This window comes from Prosthecobacter fusiformis, assembly GCF_004364345.1.
Lineage (GTDB): Bacteria > Verrucomicrobiota > Verrucomicrobiia > Verrucomicrobiales > Verrucomicrobiaceae > Prosthecobacter > Prosthecobacter fusiformis.
The window spans coordinates 93,880-110,596 of the sequence record NZ_SOCA01000005.1 but is presented as its reverse complement, the minus strand read 5'-3'; the positions used below and the strand labels follow the sequence as shown (position 1 = coordinate 110,596).

Here is a 16,717-nt window from a genome sequence, read left to right as displayed (position 1 = left end):
GGCCAGCCAGGAATAGCATGCTATTATTGCCCGCCACGAGCTTGCGCAAGCTTGGCTGCTGAAAATTAATTATCCATTTCACCCATCCAACTGCCCTGCCAAATTCGAAGTTGGGCGATGATTAATATACAGCTCACGGGGCACGGCGTGCCATATCCCCTCGGTGCCACTGTCGAAAAGGACGGGGTGAATTTTTCTATCTTTTCCCAAAACGCAGACAAAGTCGAGGTTTGTCTTTTTGACGCTGCCGAAGGTGGCAATGAAACCCGCATTGAACTTACTGAGCGCACGAACCACGTCTGGCATGGCTTCATTTCAGGGATCGGCCCCGGTCAGCTCTACGGCTACCGCGTGCATGGCCCTTATGAGCCAGAAAATGGCCATCGTTTTAATCCTAACAAACTCCTCCTGGATCCCTATGCGAGGGCTATCGGCCGCCCTTTAAAGGAATGGAAGCCGGAACTGTTCGGCTATGAATTGGACAGTGAATCTTTGGACCTCAGTTTCGACGACCGGGATTCCTCAGCCATCGCGCCGCTAGGCATGGTGATGGACCCCGACTTCAACTGGGATGGAGATACACATCCTCAAACCCCCTGGCACCGCACAGTCATCTATGAGGTACACACCAAGGGCTTCACTAAAAAGCTGAACAGCCTGCCGGAACACCTTCGTGGAACCTATGCCGGGCTGGCCTCAAACGAGGCTATGGACTACCTCAAAAATCTGGGTGTGACTGCCGTGGAGTTGCTTCCCGTCCATCATCATCTGGACGATTCATTTTTGCTGGAGCGCGGCCTAACCAATTACTGGGGCTACAACACACTGTCCTTCTTCGCCTTTGAACCCTCCTATGCCTCCGTGACGGATCCTCATGATGCCATGCGGGAATTTAAAGGCATGGTGAAGCGGCTGCATCAGGAAGGCATCGAAGTCATCCTGGACGTTGTTTATAACCACACTGCTGAAAGCAGCGAGCGAGGCCCTACCCTGTCCTTCCGTGGTGTGGACAATGCTTCTTACTATCGCCTCTCCCAGGAGCATCCAAGGTACTACGAAGACTTCACCGGCTGCGGCAATACGCTGAGTATGCAGCATCCCGCAGGGCTGCGACTCCTGATGGACAGCCTGCGTTATTGGGTCACGGAAATGCATGTGGACGGCTTCCGTTTTGACTTGGCCAGTGCCCTGGCGCGTGAGCTTTATGGATGGAACAAACTGAGCTCATTTTTCGATGCCATCGGCCAGGACCCAGTCCTCTCCACGGTCAAGCTCATCGCTGAACCTTGGGACATCGGCATGGGCGGATATCAGGTGGGGAACTTCCCCACAGGCTGGGCGGAATGGAATGGACGTTACCGGGACGAAGTGCGCCGTTGCTGGAAAGGCAATGACCGCGCCAATGAGCTGTCCAAGCGCCTCAGCGGTAGCGCCGATCTCTATAATCACAGCGGCCGTGGCCCCCATGCCAGTGTCAATTTCATCACCGCCCACGACGGCTTCGGACTGCGGGATCTCGTCAGCTACAATGAGAAGCACAACGAGGCCAATCAGGAAGAAAGCCGGGACGGTGCCAATGATAACGAAAGCTGGAACTGTGGCCATGAAGGCGAGACCGATGATGCTGGCATCATCTCCCTCCGCGAGCGCCAGGCCAAAAACATGCTCGCCACCCTGCTCCTCTCCCAGGGAGTGCCCATGCTGCTGGCTGGGGATGAACGCTGGCATACCCAGCAGGGTAACAACAATGCCTACTGCCAGGATAATGACATTAGCTGGCTCTCCTGGGACTTTGCAGGGACACCCCAGCACATGCTGGAATTTACCCGCGAGCTCATCGCTCTGCGCCAGGAGCAGCCCGTTCTTTCACGCAAAAACTTCCTCACCGGCCTTGAGGCAGGCGAGGACATACCGAAAGACGTCATTTGGTGGAATCCCGAAGGCCGTGAAATGGAAGACCATGATTGGGATGCTGGCTTCACACGCTGCTTCGGCATGTGGCTGCCGGGCAGTGCGCTGAAAGAAATGGGGCGAACGGGTCAGCCGCGCATGAGCGATACGGTCTTCGTTCTCTCCAATTCACACTATGAAGATGTGGAGTTCAAGATGCCCGCTGCTGATGCAGAGCCCTGGCACCTGCGCCTTGCCACTGGATCGCTGAAGATGCCTAAACGCACACGCAAAACGCTTCATTTCGCCATGCCTGCGCGCTCATTGGCCGTCTTCATCTCTAAGCGGGCGGAGTGACCTTCGGCCACTCCATCGCTTGCTTTACCATTACTTCGGCTCGCGTCCAGTCGCCTCGATAAACTGCTGGCGCAGGCTGTTGTACCGCTGTTCCCATTCATCCATGGAGTGCTGATACTCGATGATGTTTTTCTCAAGCTGTATGATGCGTTGCTGAACATGGGGATCACTGGCCCCACGCTGAAGATCTGGCCACTGGGAACCGATGAGAGTGGTCTCGGCACTGCGCGTATGCTGTGGACTGAAACCAAAGAACGGTTGGTCCGAAAGGCGGGACTCCGTGGCATCCACGCAATTAATCAACACCACATTCCCATCCACCTGACCCGTGGCCAGGAATTCTTGAATGGTGGCCACATTCGTTGGACCGTATAGATACTGGTCAGGCATCTGGATCAGCCAGTCCATCTGCAATTCACGGATCATGGGCGCGCGCTGCCAGGTCTGGCGTCCATCGTTGGACAACTTGTCCATGGGCGAAATTTTTGCTTCACTGGCCCATCCCAGTAAGGTTTCTCCATTGATGGGGCCATATTCTTGCTTGTCCGAAGCTTTAATGAGATGCCATGTTGAATCGTTCATGGGGAAACTTTACTCAAATTGCCCGCACGACGGAAAGCCAAAAGATCAAGAAAGGAAACCTTTGATGCCATCTCGCTTCATCCGGCTTTTTTGCACGACGGGATTTTTTCTCCTGATCGCCATCAGTGCTGCATTCCCACAGTCTCCCTCAACACCCGTACCACCTCCCGCTTTCAGCGATGAAAAGGACCTGCGCAGCCGTGCTCAACGCGGAGATGCCGAAGCGCAATACTGGCTGGCCATGAATATATCTCTCGGTACCTGGGGCCAGGCCAACGATGCTGAAGCCATGCCCTGGATGGACCTTGCTGCCGCTCAGACGTATTTGCCTGCCTGCCGGACCCTGGCCCGCATTTATTATAATACACCCGCAGGAGCAAGGCGTTTTTTCGTCACTGGCTGCCTCAGCAAGGCCGCTGAGCTCGGTGATGCGACTTGTCAGACTACCCTGGCAATTTTGCTCATGAATCCTGACGTACCCAGTGCCAGGGATCAGGCCATCCAATGGCTCGAAAAAGCCGTAAAGGCCAAATATGCTCCAGCCATGAACTTGCGTGGAAACTGGCTTCAGTCAGGGCTGGGATATGAGCAGGATGACATGCAGGCCGCTGAGGCTTACCTCCAGGCCGTGCTGACAGGCAGCTTTGAAGCGGCTTATCATCTGGGCCATCTTTATTTAAAAGGGGGTCGCTTGAAAGCGGATGCGGACAAAGCTGAGCTATGGCTTCGCCATGCCTGCTACAGTGGAGAACCCAAATACATGGCAGCTCTCTCCATGCTGCTGGCCCATCATCCCAACAAGAAGAAACGCCAGCCCGAGGAGGCCTTGATCCTGGCCCGGGAGGCGGAAGCCTTTATGGAGGCTCAATCGCATCCAGACATTTTGTTTGCCCTGGCATTGGCGTGGCAAGCCAGCGGTGAGGCGGAAAATGCCCAGCTGTATATCAGGCGTGCTCGTCACGCCCTGGATGCCGCCCAGCCACCAGGTGACCTGATCGATTTGCCCAGCCTAACCAACTGTGAAAAAGCATGGCTAAACAAACAGTCCTGGTCCCCAGCCCATTTAGCTGCCAAGCCGGGAGGAAAGCCCCTTGCAGGTGAAATCATTCATGAGGGCAGTCCCTATTTGCGCCGTTGGCTCCAGCCCGTGCCCACCTTGCTGGAAGATCCCCTGCCCATGCAAGGCATCTCCATTCCGCCCCCATTAGAGCAGCCCACCTGGACAGGGCAAGAGCCCCTCATCTATGATGAAGATGGTGAGGCAACGGTCACTCTTCCCACTCTCATTCCTGCCGAGGCAATGCAGCTTTACGGTTACCGGCAGGAGAGCAACGACCTCATCGAACGTGCCAATAAGGGAGACTCCCAAGCCGCGCAAGAAATGGCCATTCGTATGATTTACATCCTCACCGATAAAGAAGCCCATGAAGCAGGCCTCAATATCCTGCGGCGTCTGGCTTCCAACGGCTACCCACCCTCCATCAGGTCGCTCGGTTGGCTGCACTCTTATGGACACATTGTGGAAAAAGATGATGCCAAGGCCTTTGCCTGCTTTCATGAAGCTGGCATGGCCGGTGATGCCGAGGGACTTTTCCAAGCGGCACGCTGTCTGGAGTATGGCATCGGCGTGGCACAGAACCCTTGGACTGCCACCATGCTCCTGCGTCGCGCCGTCATTCATGATCATCTGGGGGCACAGGACCTGCTCGCAGTGAAATTGCTCGAATCCCGAGGAACAGCCTCCGATACGACGACAGCGGTAAAGCTCCTGCTCCAAGCTGCTGGCCATGGATATCCTGAGTCGCAGTTCCGCCTGGCCAGCCTGCATGCCCTGGGCAAGCATGTGCAAGCAGATGCTCGGGACAGCTTCTTCTGGGCCACCCGCGCCAGCCGCCAGGGACACGAAAAGGCACAGTTCATTTTGGCCGTGCAGTTGCTCCAGGGCCAGGGATGTGAAAAGGATCCGCATGCCGCAGCGGAATACCTGCTCAGCTCCGCCCAGGCCCCCTACCTGCCCGCTATCCGCAGGCTGGCAGATCTTTATCAGACAGGCAGCCCTGTGCCTGCTGACTCAAGAAGGGCCGAGGCCTGGCTGCGCCGCGCAGCTCACCTGGGCAATGCTTTGGATAAAGCACGGCTTGCAGAGTTTCTCATCATCGGTATGGAAGGCAGCACCAAGCAACCTGAGGAGGCGGGTAAACTCCTCGATGAAGCATTGGCTGGTGAAGCGGAACTCGACCGCACAAGCCAGATTGAATTTACCAAAGTCACCGCCCAGGTCTATGCAGGACTTGAAAAATGGGCTTATGCGCTGGACCAGGAGCGCTCCTATCTCACGAGCATTTCACGTCCACCCCTGAACCTGGCACCAGACTTCATTCCCTTACGCGAGGCCAGCATGCGGAGGCAGGCTTTGCTCATGCAAGCCGTCCCGGTGCCACCGCGTCAGCCAGTCTCAGATCCTGAAGCCCGTCCACTGCCTGCGGATACCATCCTCCAGGAAGCCGATGACAAACAGCCCGCACAGCAAAAGCCCCGTAAAGAAGGTCCCGGCTGGGACATTCCCTGGGGTGCAGAGGTATAGTTAGACCAAATGCCGTCCGAGGGTGACTTCGAGATTCTTTTCCACCACAGCACCCATGCTGTCGCACAGATCGAAGGCATCTGTGTTGTGGTATTCACCTAGTTCACGGGCCAGTTGCGCCACCTTGTCCGCAGGCTCCCGCGGATTGTTTTTCATGATCTGTATCAGGGCTGTGATTCGCTGATGTTCACTGATGTAGCGGCGGGCAATGAGGCTGCGTTCCTCATCCTGATACTGGTTCATCGTCGGCAGGTTCAGCAGCTTGCCACACAACCAGACCACGGGATTGTTCTCTTTAAAAAACTGCGGCAGGTAGATGCTCCGCCGTCCCTCATAGCTCTGCTGGTCAAAGTCGATCGCACGCACACGGTACTGCACGTCCTCAAAGTCTGGCGTGATATCAATGACGTAGTTGTAGCTGCGCATATCTCCCAGCAAGCGCAGGAAACAACGCTCGCTGAACTTCACAAACTCTTTGGCGATACGCACCTTGTTCACATCCGGGCGGTCCAGATGATCGCGGATAAACACATCCCCTGGCACTCCGGCAATGTGCTCCTCCACCAGGGTGTTTCGTTGCGCCAAATAATTGATGCGGTTCGGTGAAAGCAGGTGCTCCAGCTCCAGCCCATATACGCGCGAGGCATCGGCGGTCTTGACGTAAAAGTGATCGTAGTTGTCGTTATACTGGTTGACCACCCGGACGCGAAAAGGCCTCGAATTCCCGAAGGCGCAATAGTCCACACGCTCAACAAATAGATGCGGCACGGCGTGAAGGTCACCGGTGCGCAGCAGCGAATAGATGCTCGTCAGGCGTGGATACAGCTCATCTTGGACCTCACGCGGATAAAGCACGGTGGCCCAGTGGGTGGGATTACCGTTTTTATCATCCAGGGGATAGCTTTCAGTGAAGCCCAGTAGATCGTTATAAGAAGCAGGAAGCGAGTAATGCCTGCCAAACTCATCCAGATACGTCTCCAGTTCATCGGTGACAGGAAGGAACTCTTTGCGCTTGGTGATCTGGACGTCGGAAGACATAAAGGATGCAGGATAGATGACGCAGGCCTCAGTCCAGGCCGGGCATGAAAATGCAGTTTAAACCGGAGTTCTTTTTACCCGTCCCCACACACAGCCAAAGGCGATGAAGGCCGCACCAATCACAATCATGAAGACGGAAAAGAACTGTCCCCGCGTCAACCCCATGATCATTTCAGAGCCAGAATCCGGCTGGCGGACAAACTCCAGGCTGATGCGTGCCACCGCATAGAGAATGAAAAACAGCCCCGTCAGGATGCCATGAGGCAGACGCGGGTAACGCAGGCGAACTGCTAGCAGAATGGCGGAAAGGAAAAGCCCTTCACCCAGTGCCTCATAGAGCTGAGACGGATGACGCGGATGCAGCATCGCCTCCAGTCCCGCCACGCCTTCTGGCTGTGTTTGAAAAAAAGCGATAATGTCTGGACTGTGCTGCATGCCCGGTGGCAGAGAAGGCAGAACCCCTCCCTGTTTAACAAAGTCTTCATGCAGCAGCTCTGTGGGGAATTTCATCGCCCAGGGCACCGTCGTGACTCGACCGAAAAGCTCGCCATTGATGAAGTTGGCAATGCGTCCGCAAAAGACCCCCAGCGGCGCTCCGCAGACAATGGTATCCCCAAGCCCCGTCCACGAGATCTTGTGTTTGCGTGCATACCACAAAAGAAACAAGGCTACCCCCGCAATGCCTCCGTGACTGGCCATTCCCCCCTGATTTAACAGGAACAGACTCCAGGGAGCTTCCACAAAGTGATCCCAATCATACAGCAGCATGTATCCGAGCCGCCCCCCTAGCACCACCCCAAAGAGGGCGACCATCGTGATGAAATCTGCCACCTGTTCAGGTTTGATCTCGGACAGGCCTTTACGTGCCAGGTAAAGCATCACGCGGTAGGTCAGATAAAAGCCCAGTACATACGCCAGCCCGTACCAATGGATGGCAAAGCTGTCCGTAAAACGGATGACGTGGGGGCTCAGGTCGTGCAGGTAATAGGCGAGTTGGTCAGTCATGCGGACATTCAGCCTTTCGTTTCAAAATGGACGGCTGGCAAGCGGCACACCGTGAAAGTATGCGGCTGGCCAGGGCTTGGTGCCTGGAAAATTATTTACAGGTCCCCTGCCCGCACTACCCAGACCACCAGCTTTTTCCCAACACTGCGGCTGGTCAATTCTGATGTCTGTGATTCATCAATCACATCCAGACCATGCCCTAAAAGGGAACCTAATTGGATCGGAAACGAGGCTGGAGCATCCGTGGGTGCCCCTGGTCCAAAACTCAAATTTGGATCATCAAACACATTCACCAAATCGCCCCCAATAACCAGCACCGATGATTTTATACTTCCATGCAATCCCCGCAGGCCGACCATTTGTGTGGACTCCGCTGACCAATGATTCTCAGGCTCCGATGAGGTCAGGGCCGAAGCCAAGTCCCCCAGATCCTGACGCTCAATAAACTCCGCATCCACCAGCGGCGTCTGGTCATTCACTGCTTTTGGATAAGTCTTCCGAATATGCCGGGAAACCTGCACGGCCAGTTCCTTCATGGCCTCAGCTCTCCAATGAGAATCCTGTTTAAAATAGAGCGGCTGACGGCGACGCTCATCCCAAAGTTTGTCAGTAAAATCCAGCACATCCACTCCCGCTGAACGAAGTCTTTCCAGCGCTGAGTGATAACCAGGCGGAAGAACCGGCGCCCAATACTTGGCAGGCAGGATCGGTTCGGGATACAGCATCAGCTTGTCCGGCACTGTGAGCAGCATCAAATGCACATCGCCCTCTTTCAGCGAATTTTTAAGCCGAATCACTTCATCGGTTAGGCCTGGGACATCACGCCGCTGCGTCAGGCGGTCCAGCTCCTGGGTCCGAAAAAGCCAGCCATCATCGCCAATGCTCACTCCATGGTAGCCATCAGCGTTCAGCCACAAGCTCACTTCCTGGCTCATGCGCTGCCCGAGACCTGGCAGCCTGGACGCGATGACATAAGTCACGATCATGATGAGCAACAGTGATCCACTTCCTCTGGTCAGCAAGCGCAGCCTTCTGCCCTGCGCCAACCACCATGAGTAGCCTGGCAGTGCGGCTACCGTCAGCACAGCAGCCCACAGCAGCCAGCACGTTCGGGACGTGGTCAGACGCCGGTCCAGGAACAAAGAGTAAACATCTTCCTTCGGCGGATTGAAAATCTGACTCCACTCATGAAGGGCACCAGCAAAACTGCCTGTGTAAATCAATGGCATGCTAAGCATAAACACCAAAACCGTCAAAATACCCTTCATCCAACGCGGCACGCTCTTCACCCACCGCAAGCGCTCACCTAACAAACAATTCATCAAGATCATCAACCCATGAATTACCACCCAGCAAACCATCCCCTCAGTCAGCCCCTGCCACATGACCAGGGCCACTGTAGCACATCCCTTGAACGCAAATTTCCAGCTACGTTCAGCCAATGAGTCCACTCCGCTCCATCGACACCAGAAGTCCGTAGGGCCAACTGTCCAAAACGGATCACGCACCAGCGGAGGGATCTCTCTTTTGAAAAGCTTCATCAAACATCCGATCAAGTCCGACAACCCTGCGAGTCCAAGAAAAGGCAGCAGCGTGAACGATAACATCGCGATAAAAGCGGACCAGCCAGTTTGCGCTTCCAGAGATGCCTGTACACACAGGCGGTGTACTTCATACACGGGAAACGCCAGAAGCATGATCTTCCCCAGTCCAAAACCCGCCAGCATCAATGCTCCTCCCACATCATATCTTTCCGCTTTTTGCGGGAGGATGGCAGGACGGCCTGCCACCATTAGCAGGAGCAGAAGAGGGATAATTTCAATAGGGCCGTACATGCACGCAGTCCCCATGCTCTAACAGGGCCTGAATTCAACTTCAATCAGGAAGCACGCCCAGGGGCCATCATTGAAGATTCCAGCTCTCTCAGAGCCTTCACCACCTCCGGTCGAATGATCATTCCCGGACGCACCTCTTTCATCTGACGCAGTGCGGCCTCCGTGGTTCCGCCGCTTTGCAAAAGCCAGGCTCCCACAGCCGCTGCGGTGCGGGAATATCCAGCTTTGCAATGCACAAAAACAATCCCGTTCATCCGCCCACGATCAATAAATGCCGCGGCCATCTGCAATTGTTCTTGTGTCGGCGCAGTCAGGTCGGCCACCGCCAGATTCTTATAACCTTCCAGCCTCCGAAAAGCCATGGGCGCCTCAAATTCTGCCGTCATGTCCAGCACATCCGTCACCCCCGCTTTGAGCAAGGCATACGCGGATTCATGGTCCGGGATGGACCCCATCCAGACTCGCGGAGTCAATGCGTCCCACTCCGCTGACTGCCGCCGATACCACCACCAAGAAATTTCCTGTCCTAGCAGCCATGGAGCCAGCAACCAACGTGTCATCGCAGGCAGCCGCCCACCCTTTTTACCCAAGACTGCGGCCCCTGCACCGAAATACGCCGCAGAAACAGTTCCCAGCGCCGCCGCAGGCCACGAAAGCACCAGTGTCCAAGGCATGTTCAATCTGCATGCAAACAGCAGCAACACGGTGCAGGCCAGATAATAAAATCCGATACGTTTGTTTCCTCCCGCTTTGCCACCCTGCACATCCGGGATGACATGGAAAATCACAGCGGCTAACAAAAATCCACCCAATACATCCACCAGATGATGCTGCCAAGTTAGCAATGTGGACACCCCAATCAAGCTGAACCAGAGGTGCAAGACTGTCCTCCATACACCGCTCGAATGCCGCGCGTAATGCACCGCCATGATTGTCCGCAGCACAATGTGAAGGCTGGGGAAGAGATTGTGCGGCGCATCCATCGCCTGGATCGCCCCAAACCAGGAAGCAAACATTCCCTCCGTGATCTTGGGCCGCGCCCAAGCCAACTCCAGCGGGATAATGAGAAAGCACGCAGCCGCGATCAAATTTGTCCATACCAGCCTCTTCCGTAGGACCGTGAGTTCATTTTTATCCGAGCATAAAAATGGAGCGACGACGAAGAACGCATCCAGTGACCAGTAGGGAATGATCATCCATTCCACCACAGGAAACATCCGCTCCCAGGCAAACGCAGCCGTCTGCACATCCGGGCGCAGACCGGTGATCCAATTGCTGCCATTGTAAATCACCAGGAAAACCAAACTCGTCCAGGCACTGACCAGTGCGGCCTGGAAAAAGGAAGGTCGCTGGGAAACTGCCCGGTTGGTTGTCTTCAGTGGCATGGAAGGCTACGGTACCCGTTTGTGGAGTTCAGGGTTACAGTTTCCGGGCCACACTGATGGTAAAGATACCAGCGGGATCCGTCTCCTGCCGCTCCTTGACAAAACCGGCTGCTCTGACCAGGTCGTCCATTTCCTCTTGCGTACGTCGGCGCATGATCCAGGGCTGCCCTTCCCGGTTCGTCAGCACATGCGCAATAAACTTTAATTGAGGATGCCAAGGCTGGTTGGTATAGACCAGCCGTGTCCCCGGTGCCATCGCATCCGCCAGTCCCTTCAGCGATTCCAGCACGGGAGCATTCGCATTAAAGAGTTCATATAGCCCGGAGACCACCGCCACCGTCGGTGGCGGGTTCAGCGTCGCCAGGGAGGAGCGGTCAAATGCATCCGCCTGCATAAAATTTACACTATCCGTTAGGCCGAGCTGCTCCGCCGTGGTCTTCGCCGTATCCAGATTCGGCTGCTGATAGTCGCGAAGCGTTGCCGTCACCTCCAGTTCTGGATGATCATGCAGCGTCTGTAAAATATAGCGTCCGCCGCCACAGGCGATGTCCACCAGATGCGGCTTTTCCCCGGCCTGCGCCAGCACATCCGCCAGCACCCGTTGCAGCATTTGTCCCCGCCAGCGGATACCCGTCCATCCCGGACTGTCCAGGTAAGATTTATCCATCAGCCAACCCACCCCGAGCTTCCCGGAAGGTTTGTTTTTATACACATAGTCCAGTGTACGGCCTGAATCAAAACCCGCATCCCAGCCCAGTGCGATGCCCTTGCTCAGCCGTCCAAGCGTTCCAAACACAAGCCGCGTCACACGCGATGACATGCAATCCCGCGAGGCCGCCAGTTCATCCCGCTCGGTGCGTGTATGCCCCCGCTGGTCAGCATCCAGCAGCAGTCCAGGTTTGACCGGAGGTGTTGTAAAAAGCCGCTGGGCAAAAGCCCGCACCCGGTTAAAGACCACCTCCCTCTGCGCCTCGTGAAAAATGGCATGGTAAAAGCCATACAAGGTATGGAATTCTTTATCCGACGCCCCCAGCCGCTCAAAAAACTCACGCTGCGGTCCGCTATGTACCACCCAGTCCTGGCTGGCACTAAAAACCAGCGTCGGTACCCGGATCGCCGCCGCATCTTTCACCACGCGCTCCGCCGTATCGAAGAGATCCAGCAGGATGTTCACGGAGATCTCCTTGAAGATCGCCTTATCCTCATCATAGGCCCGCTGCTGGGCAGGATCATGAGTCAGCACCCGCGATTTCACGTAACTTTTCACCACGCCTCCCGGCATCAGCTTCTCCTTGGCTCTCAGCATCGGCACCGCCATGGGCACATACAGTTTTACACGAAAAGCAGGCGTGGCCAATACCAGTCCGCGTAGCCGTGGCGCATAATCATGCACCCAGGCCGCAGCCACCACCGCGCCCACACTGTGAGCCACCAACACGATGTTTTCCCTGGCGATGGCATACGTCTTCTCGATGTGTTGAAAAAATTCCTCCACATCCCGGATCACCACCCCCAGGTTTTCGGCCCCACCACGCGGCCCTGGTGATTCCCCATGCCCCCGCTGGTCCCAGGCAAACATGGCCGTCTCAGGCATCTCCAGCGCCTTTGCCAGCTCCAGCATCCGCCCGGAATGTTCATGCCCGCGATGCATGATCACGATTGCCTGCTTCGCCTGATAATAGGGTAACCACGCCCGGTAAAACAACTCGGCCCCATCGTGGGAGGGAAAGGTATGCGTAGTCATGGATAAAGATGGAGTAGGATTTGCTGGCATGGCAAGGATGGATTAAAGGTTTGCTCAGAGGGCGTTTCGCAGTCTCCCTTGCATGCGAAAATCTGCTTTCAGACGGATCATCGTTCCATTTGGCATCAAGGATGATCCTTTTCCCGCTGGAAAAGCGCTTGGATCATTGCTTACTCTCTCCTTACATTTCTTCCCTCACTCCCGCCATGCCCACGGATAAGCCAGTCTCCCTCAAAAACCTGACTCTCTTGGGCCAGGAAAACCTGCCTTCCAAAGGCGGTTACCTCATCCTTCCCAGCCAGCTCAGCTTCCTGGATCTGGCCCGGTTGGAAACTTTGCTTTCTGGCCAGTCCATCGTTTACCTCATGGAGAAAGGCGCGGCTCTGCCTCCGCAGATCAAAGCCTACCTTGAGCAGGAGCCCCCCGTCCCGGAGCCTACCCAAAAAGACGGCCCACCGCCACCGCCCCCCGTCCCTAAACACATCATCACCACCGACCTCGGCGATGCTGTTGAATTCCGCAAAACGCTCATCGCAGAGATCGAAAAAAACGCGGTCATCATCTACCTTCCCGCCCTCGCCGCCGCAGCCTCTTCACCGCTCACCACCGTCCCCGGTTCCAAGTTGGAGTTCATCCTCAAGGCCGCCTGCCCCCTCATCCCCCTCTACGTCCAGCGCAGTGGAGACATCGCCCTGGCCATCGAAGGCCGCTATAGCGATTCCGCCGTCGTCATGGCCTTGGGCCCCCTCATTCACGGGGATGATGCCACCCTGCCCGCCTATCAGGAATCCCTCTTCGTCCTGGCGGAAAAAGCCTTCTCCCAGCATCCCGCACTCAGCATGCATTTGGCCTATGCCGTGCTCCAGGGCCTCAAGCGTCACGGCAGCAAGCACCAGGTCGTGGATGGAAAAGACGACAAAGTCCTCGGTTACGACAAGGTCCTCGCCGTCGCCATCGCTCTCTCCAAGATCATCAAAGAGGAAACCACTAAAAAGCGCGTCGGCATCATCCTGCCTCCGGGTCTGGGTGGCCTCATCGCTAACGTCGCCGTCCTCTTAGCGGGCAAAATTCCGGTGAACCTGAACTTCACCGCAGGTCGCACCGCCATCGAATTTGCCATGAAAACGGCCGAACTGGACCGCTTCATCACGGCAGATATCTTCGTGCGCAAGATGCAGGCCTTCCCCTGGCCCGCCATGAAGCAGCTCATCCTCATCGAGCGCATTCTCCCTCGCCTCAAAAGCAAGATCGCCCTCTGGCTCGGCCTTAGCAAGATCCTCCCTGCATCCATCCTCGCCAGCGTTCTTGGCGTGCCTAAAAAAGGCGGGCAGGAAGAAGCCGTCCTCCTTTTTACCAGCGGCAGCGCCGGCAATCCCAAAGGCGTCGCCCTCACCCACCGCAATGTCATGGCCAATGTCATGCAGTTCAGCAGCCGCCTGGCCATGAACTCCACCGACAGCATCCTCGGCAGCCTCCCCCTTTTCCACAGTTTCGGCAGCACCGTCACCCTCTGGTATCCCCTCATCAGCGGCCTGAACCTCGTCACCTACCCCAGCCCCCTGGAAACCAAAAAGCTCGGTGAACTCATCGAAAAACATCGCGTCACCCTCATGATCGCCACGCCCACCTTCCTCCGTGGGTATCTGCGCGGCGTGAATCGCGAATCCCTGACCTCCCTTAAAATGGTCGTCACCGGTGCAGAAAAACTGCCCACCACCGTCTCCTCCGCCTTTGAGCAACGCTTCGATAAAAAAGTGTTCGAAGGATACGGACTCACCGAGACCTCCCCCGTCTCTAACGTCAACCTTCCAGACCCCGTCCCCCTTGGCAATGAAGGCAGCGGCCACGTCTGGCTCCCCAGCCACCGCCCCGGCAGCGTCGGCCAGCTTATTCCCGGCCTCGCCATCCGCATCACCCATCCAGAGACCAACGAGCCCCAGTCCCTCCACACCAGCGGCATGATCTGGTTCAAAGGCACCAACGTTTTCGAAGGCTACCTCAAAGACCCCAAACGCACCGCCGAAGTCATCGATGAAAACGGCTGGTTCCGCACCGGCGATATCGGCCGCGTGGACATGGATGGCTTCCTTTACATCGAAGGCCGCCTCAGCCGCTTCTCCAAAATCGGCGGCGAAATGGTCCCCCACGAAACCGTCGAGGAAGCCCTCGTCAAAGCCATGGGCTTGGAAAACGAAACCGTCCGCAAAATCGCCGTCATCGGCGTCCCCGATGTTGAGCGTGGCGAGGCCCTCATCCTCCTCACCGCCATCCCCGGCGGCCCCGAGCACCAGGAAATCCTCGACCTCCGCTACCGCCTCCTCGAAAAAGGCCTCCCCCCCCTCTGGATCCCCAAAAAGATGATCCGCGTCGCCGATATCCCCATCCTCTCCTCCGGCAAACTCGACGTCCAAAGCTGCGAAAAAATCGCCAAAGACGGCTCTTAGCCCTGGAGCGCGGGAAACCGTCCCCACATAAGGTCCACCTGCCAGAACTCTGGTAAAAAGATTCAGGGTGAAAAAATGTTTCCCATCTTTTACCGACCATCTTTTTGCCATCCCTCTCTGGCCCATCAAAAAATCAGTCTGAAATATTTTTACCCGGAATCTTTTCACCCTCCTCCCTGACTCCCCTCACCCCTCCCTCGACTTCAAAAAGTCCACAATCGTCTCCGCCAGCGTCACACTGATCCCCGGCACCTTCGCGATCTCCTCAGCCGACGCCTTCCGCAGGCGCGAGACCGACCCAAATTTCTTCAGCAGCGTCGCCTTGCGCGCCTGGCTCACCCCGGGGCAGTCATCCAGCAGGCTTTCCTCCACCCGCTTGCCTAACAAAAGTTGGTGATACCCGTTCGCCCAGCGGTGCGCCTCATCGCGGATCCGCTGCAGCAGCTTCAGCGCCCCCATCTCATGCGGCAGCACCAGCGGGTCCGGCTCATTCGGCCGGTAGATCTCCTCTCGCTCCTTTGCCAGCCCGATGATCGGCAGATCGGATAGCCCCAGCCGTTGCAGTTCCTTCATCGCCATGCCCAGCTGCCCCTTGCCACCGTCCACGATGACCAGATCCGGCAGCCGGATAAACTTCGTCTTCTTTCCCTCCAGCTTTTCCGGCAGCGGCTCCACCTCCACCACCTGTTCCAGTCGCCGCATCATCTCCAGCGGGTTCTCCTGGGAATAGTCCGCCTCCTCCGCCCCCATCACCTCGCGCCCCTCCAGCAGGATGCGAGAAAACCGCCGCCGGATCACCTCCGCCATGCTGATGAAATCATTCTGCCCCGTCACCGCCCGGATGCGATACCGCCGGTAGTTCGAATTATCCGGCACCCCGTCCTTAAACCGCACCATGCTCGCCACACAGTGCGCCGTGCCGATGTTCGCAATGTCAAAGCACTCCATCACCAGCGGCGGTTTCCCCAGCCCCAGCGCCTCCTGCAGTTCCTTCACATCCGCCATCGGGTCCAGCGTGGACATCACCCGGATCCGGCTGCCCCGCTGGAAGCTCCGCGTCGGGCTCAGCGTCTTCCGCAGATCCTCCACCATGTCCCGCAGTTCCGCCGCCTTCTCAAAGTCCAGCTTCATCGCCGCCTTCTGCATCTCCTCCTCCAGCAGCGCCACCAGATCCTTCGTCCCCTTCCCGTCCAGGAATGAGCACGCCTGCTCCATCCGCTGCCGGTATTCCTCGATGCTCACCCGCCCGATGCACGGTGCCGAGCAATTCTTGATGATGTCATTGGAGCAATGTTTATACGTCAGCTCATCCGGGCGGATCGGCTTGCACACCCGCAGGCCAAATTTCTTGTTCAGCCAGTTCAGCGTCGTCCGCAGCGCACCGGAATGCGCAAACGGCCCAAAGTACCGCGCCCCATCCTCCCTTTTCATCCGCGTCAGCGTAAACTTCGGAAACTCATCCTGCAGGTTCACCCGCACCATCAGGAAGCGTTTATCATCGCGAAAGCTGATGTTGTACTTCGGCCGAAATTCCTTGATCAGCTTCCCCTCCAGCAGCAGCGATTCCGGCTCATTGCGCACCTCATGGATGTCAAAATCCCAAATGCTCGCAATCAGCGCCCGCGTCTTCCGGTCCACCAGTTTCGACCTCGCCGGAGTAAAATAATTCGATAGCCGCTTCCGCAGATCCCGCGCCTTCCCCACATAGATTACACTGTTCAGCCGGTCCCTCATCACATACACCCCCGGCGTATGCGGCACATCACGCAGCTTCGCCATCAGGTCAGGTTTGGATCGTGGATCAGGCACAGGGAGGTTGGGTGGAAACGTCTTCAAAATGGAACGTTTCCCTC

Annotated in this window: 10 protein-coding genes; 3 read left to right on the top strand and 7 right to left on the bottom strand. The window is 56.6% G+C overall.

Annotated elements, in window-relative coordinates:
* The first annotated feature begins 147 nt into the window (after nucleotides 1-147).
* Nucleotides 148-2,247: a glycogen debranching protein GlgX gene (glgX, locus tag EI77_RS14415; RefSeq protein ID WP_243838863.1), complete on the top strand. Its 2,100-nt coding sequence runs from the start codon at nucleotides 148-150 to the stop codon at nucleotides 2,245-2,247.
* 30 nt (nucleotides 2,248-2,277) lie between these two features.
* On the opposite strand, the gene EI77_RS23390 is transcribed toward glgX, so the two are convergent.
* Nucleotides 2,278-2,829: a hypothetical protein gene (locus tag EI77_RS23390; RefSeq protein ID WP_166647268.1), complete on the bottom strand. Its 552-nt coding sequence runs from the start codon at nucleotides 2,827-2,829 to the stop codon at nucleotides 2,278-2,280.
* A gap of 64 nt (nucleotides 2,830-2,893) precedes the next feature.
* Between EI77_RS23390 and EI77_RS14405 the strand changes: the two genes are divergently transcribed.
* A complete protein-coding gene (locus tag EI77_RS14405) occupies nucleotides 2,894-5,413 on the top strand; it encodes a tetratricopeptide repeat protein (RefSeq protein WP_166647267.1) in 2,520 nt (839 codons plus the stop codon).
* On the opposite strand, the gene EI77_RS14400 is transcribed toward EI77_RS14405, so the two are convergent.
* From EI77_RS14400 to EI77_RS14380, 5 genes are all read right to left on the bottom strand, one after another.
* Nucleotides 5,414-6,451: a hypothetical protein gene (locus EI77_RS14400; protein ID WP_133795990.1), complete on the bottom strand. Its 1,038-nt coding sequence runs from the start codon at nucleotides 6,449-6,451 to the stop codon at nucleotides 5,414-5,416.
* Between the two features lie 57 nt (nucleotides 6,452-6,508).
* Nucleotides 6,509-7,456: a prolipoprotein diacylglyceryl transferase gene (lgt, locus tag EI77_RS14395; protein WP_133795989.1), complete on the bottom strand. Its 948-nt coding sequence runs from the start codon at nucleotides 7,454-7,456 to the stop codon at nucleotides 6,509-6,511.
* Nucleotides 7,457-7,551: 95 nt separating this feature from the next.
* Nucleotides 7,552-8,685, bottom strand: a complete 1,134-nt coding sequence (locus EI77_RS23385) for an alginate O-acetyltransferase AlgX-related protein (RefSeq protein WP_166647266.1) — start codon at nucleotides 8,683-8,685, stop codon at nucleotides 7,552-7,554.
* A gap of 650 nt (nucleotides 8,686-9,335) precedes the next feature.
* Complete coding sequence (locus EI77_RS14385) at nucleotides 9,336-10,676, bottom strand: phosphatase PAP2/dual specificity phosphatase family protein (RefSeq protein ID WP_133795987.1); 1,341 nt, start codon at nucleotides 10,674-10,676, stop codon at nucleotides 9,336-9,338.
* A 34-nt stretch (nucleotides 10,677-10,710) separates the two neighbouring features.
* Nucleotides 10,711-12,420 (bottom strand): bifunctional alpha/beta hydrolase/class I SAM-dependent methyltransferase, encoded by a 1,710-nt coding sequence (locus tag EI77_RS14380; protein WP_133795986.1) that lies wholly within the window; start codon nucleotides 12,418-12,420, stop codon nucleotides 10,711-10,713.
* Nucleotides 12,421-12,626: 206 nt separating this feature from the next.
* Here EI77_RS14380 and EI77_RS14375 point away from each other — a divergent pair, with 206 nt between their 5' ends.
* Nucleotides 12,627-14,864: an AMP-binding protein gene (locus EI77_RS14375; RefSeq protein WP_133795985.1), complete on the top strand. Its 2,238-nt coding sequence runs from the start codon at nucleotides 12,627-12,629 to the stop codon at nucleotides 14,862-14,864.
* A 186-nt stretch (nucleotides 14,865-15,050) separates the two neighbouring features.
* On the opposite strand, the gene EI77_RS14370 is transcribed toward EI77_RS14375, so the two are convergent.
* Complete coding sequence (locus EI77_RS14370) at nucleotides 15,051-16,673, bottom strand: excinuclease ABC subunit UvrC (protein ID WP_243838862.1); 1,623 nt, start codon at nucleotides 16,671-16,673, stop codon at nucleotides 15,051-15,053.
* Between the last annotated feature and the right edge of the window lie 44 nt (nucleotides 16,674-16,717).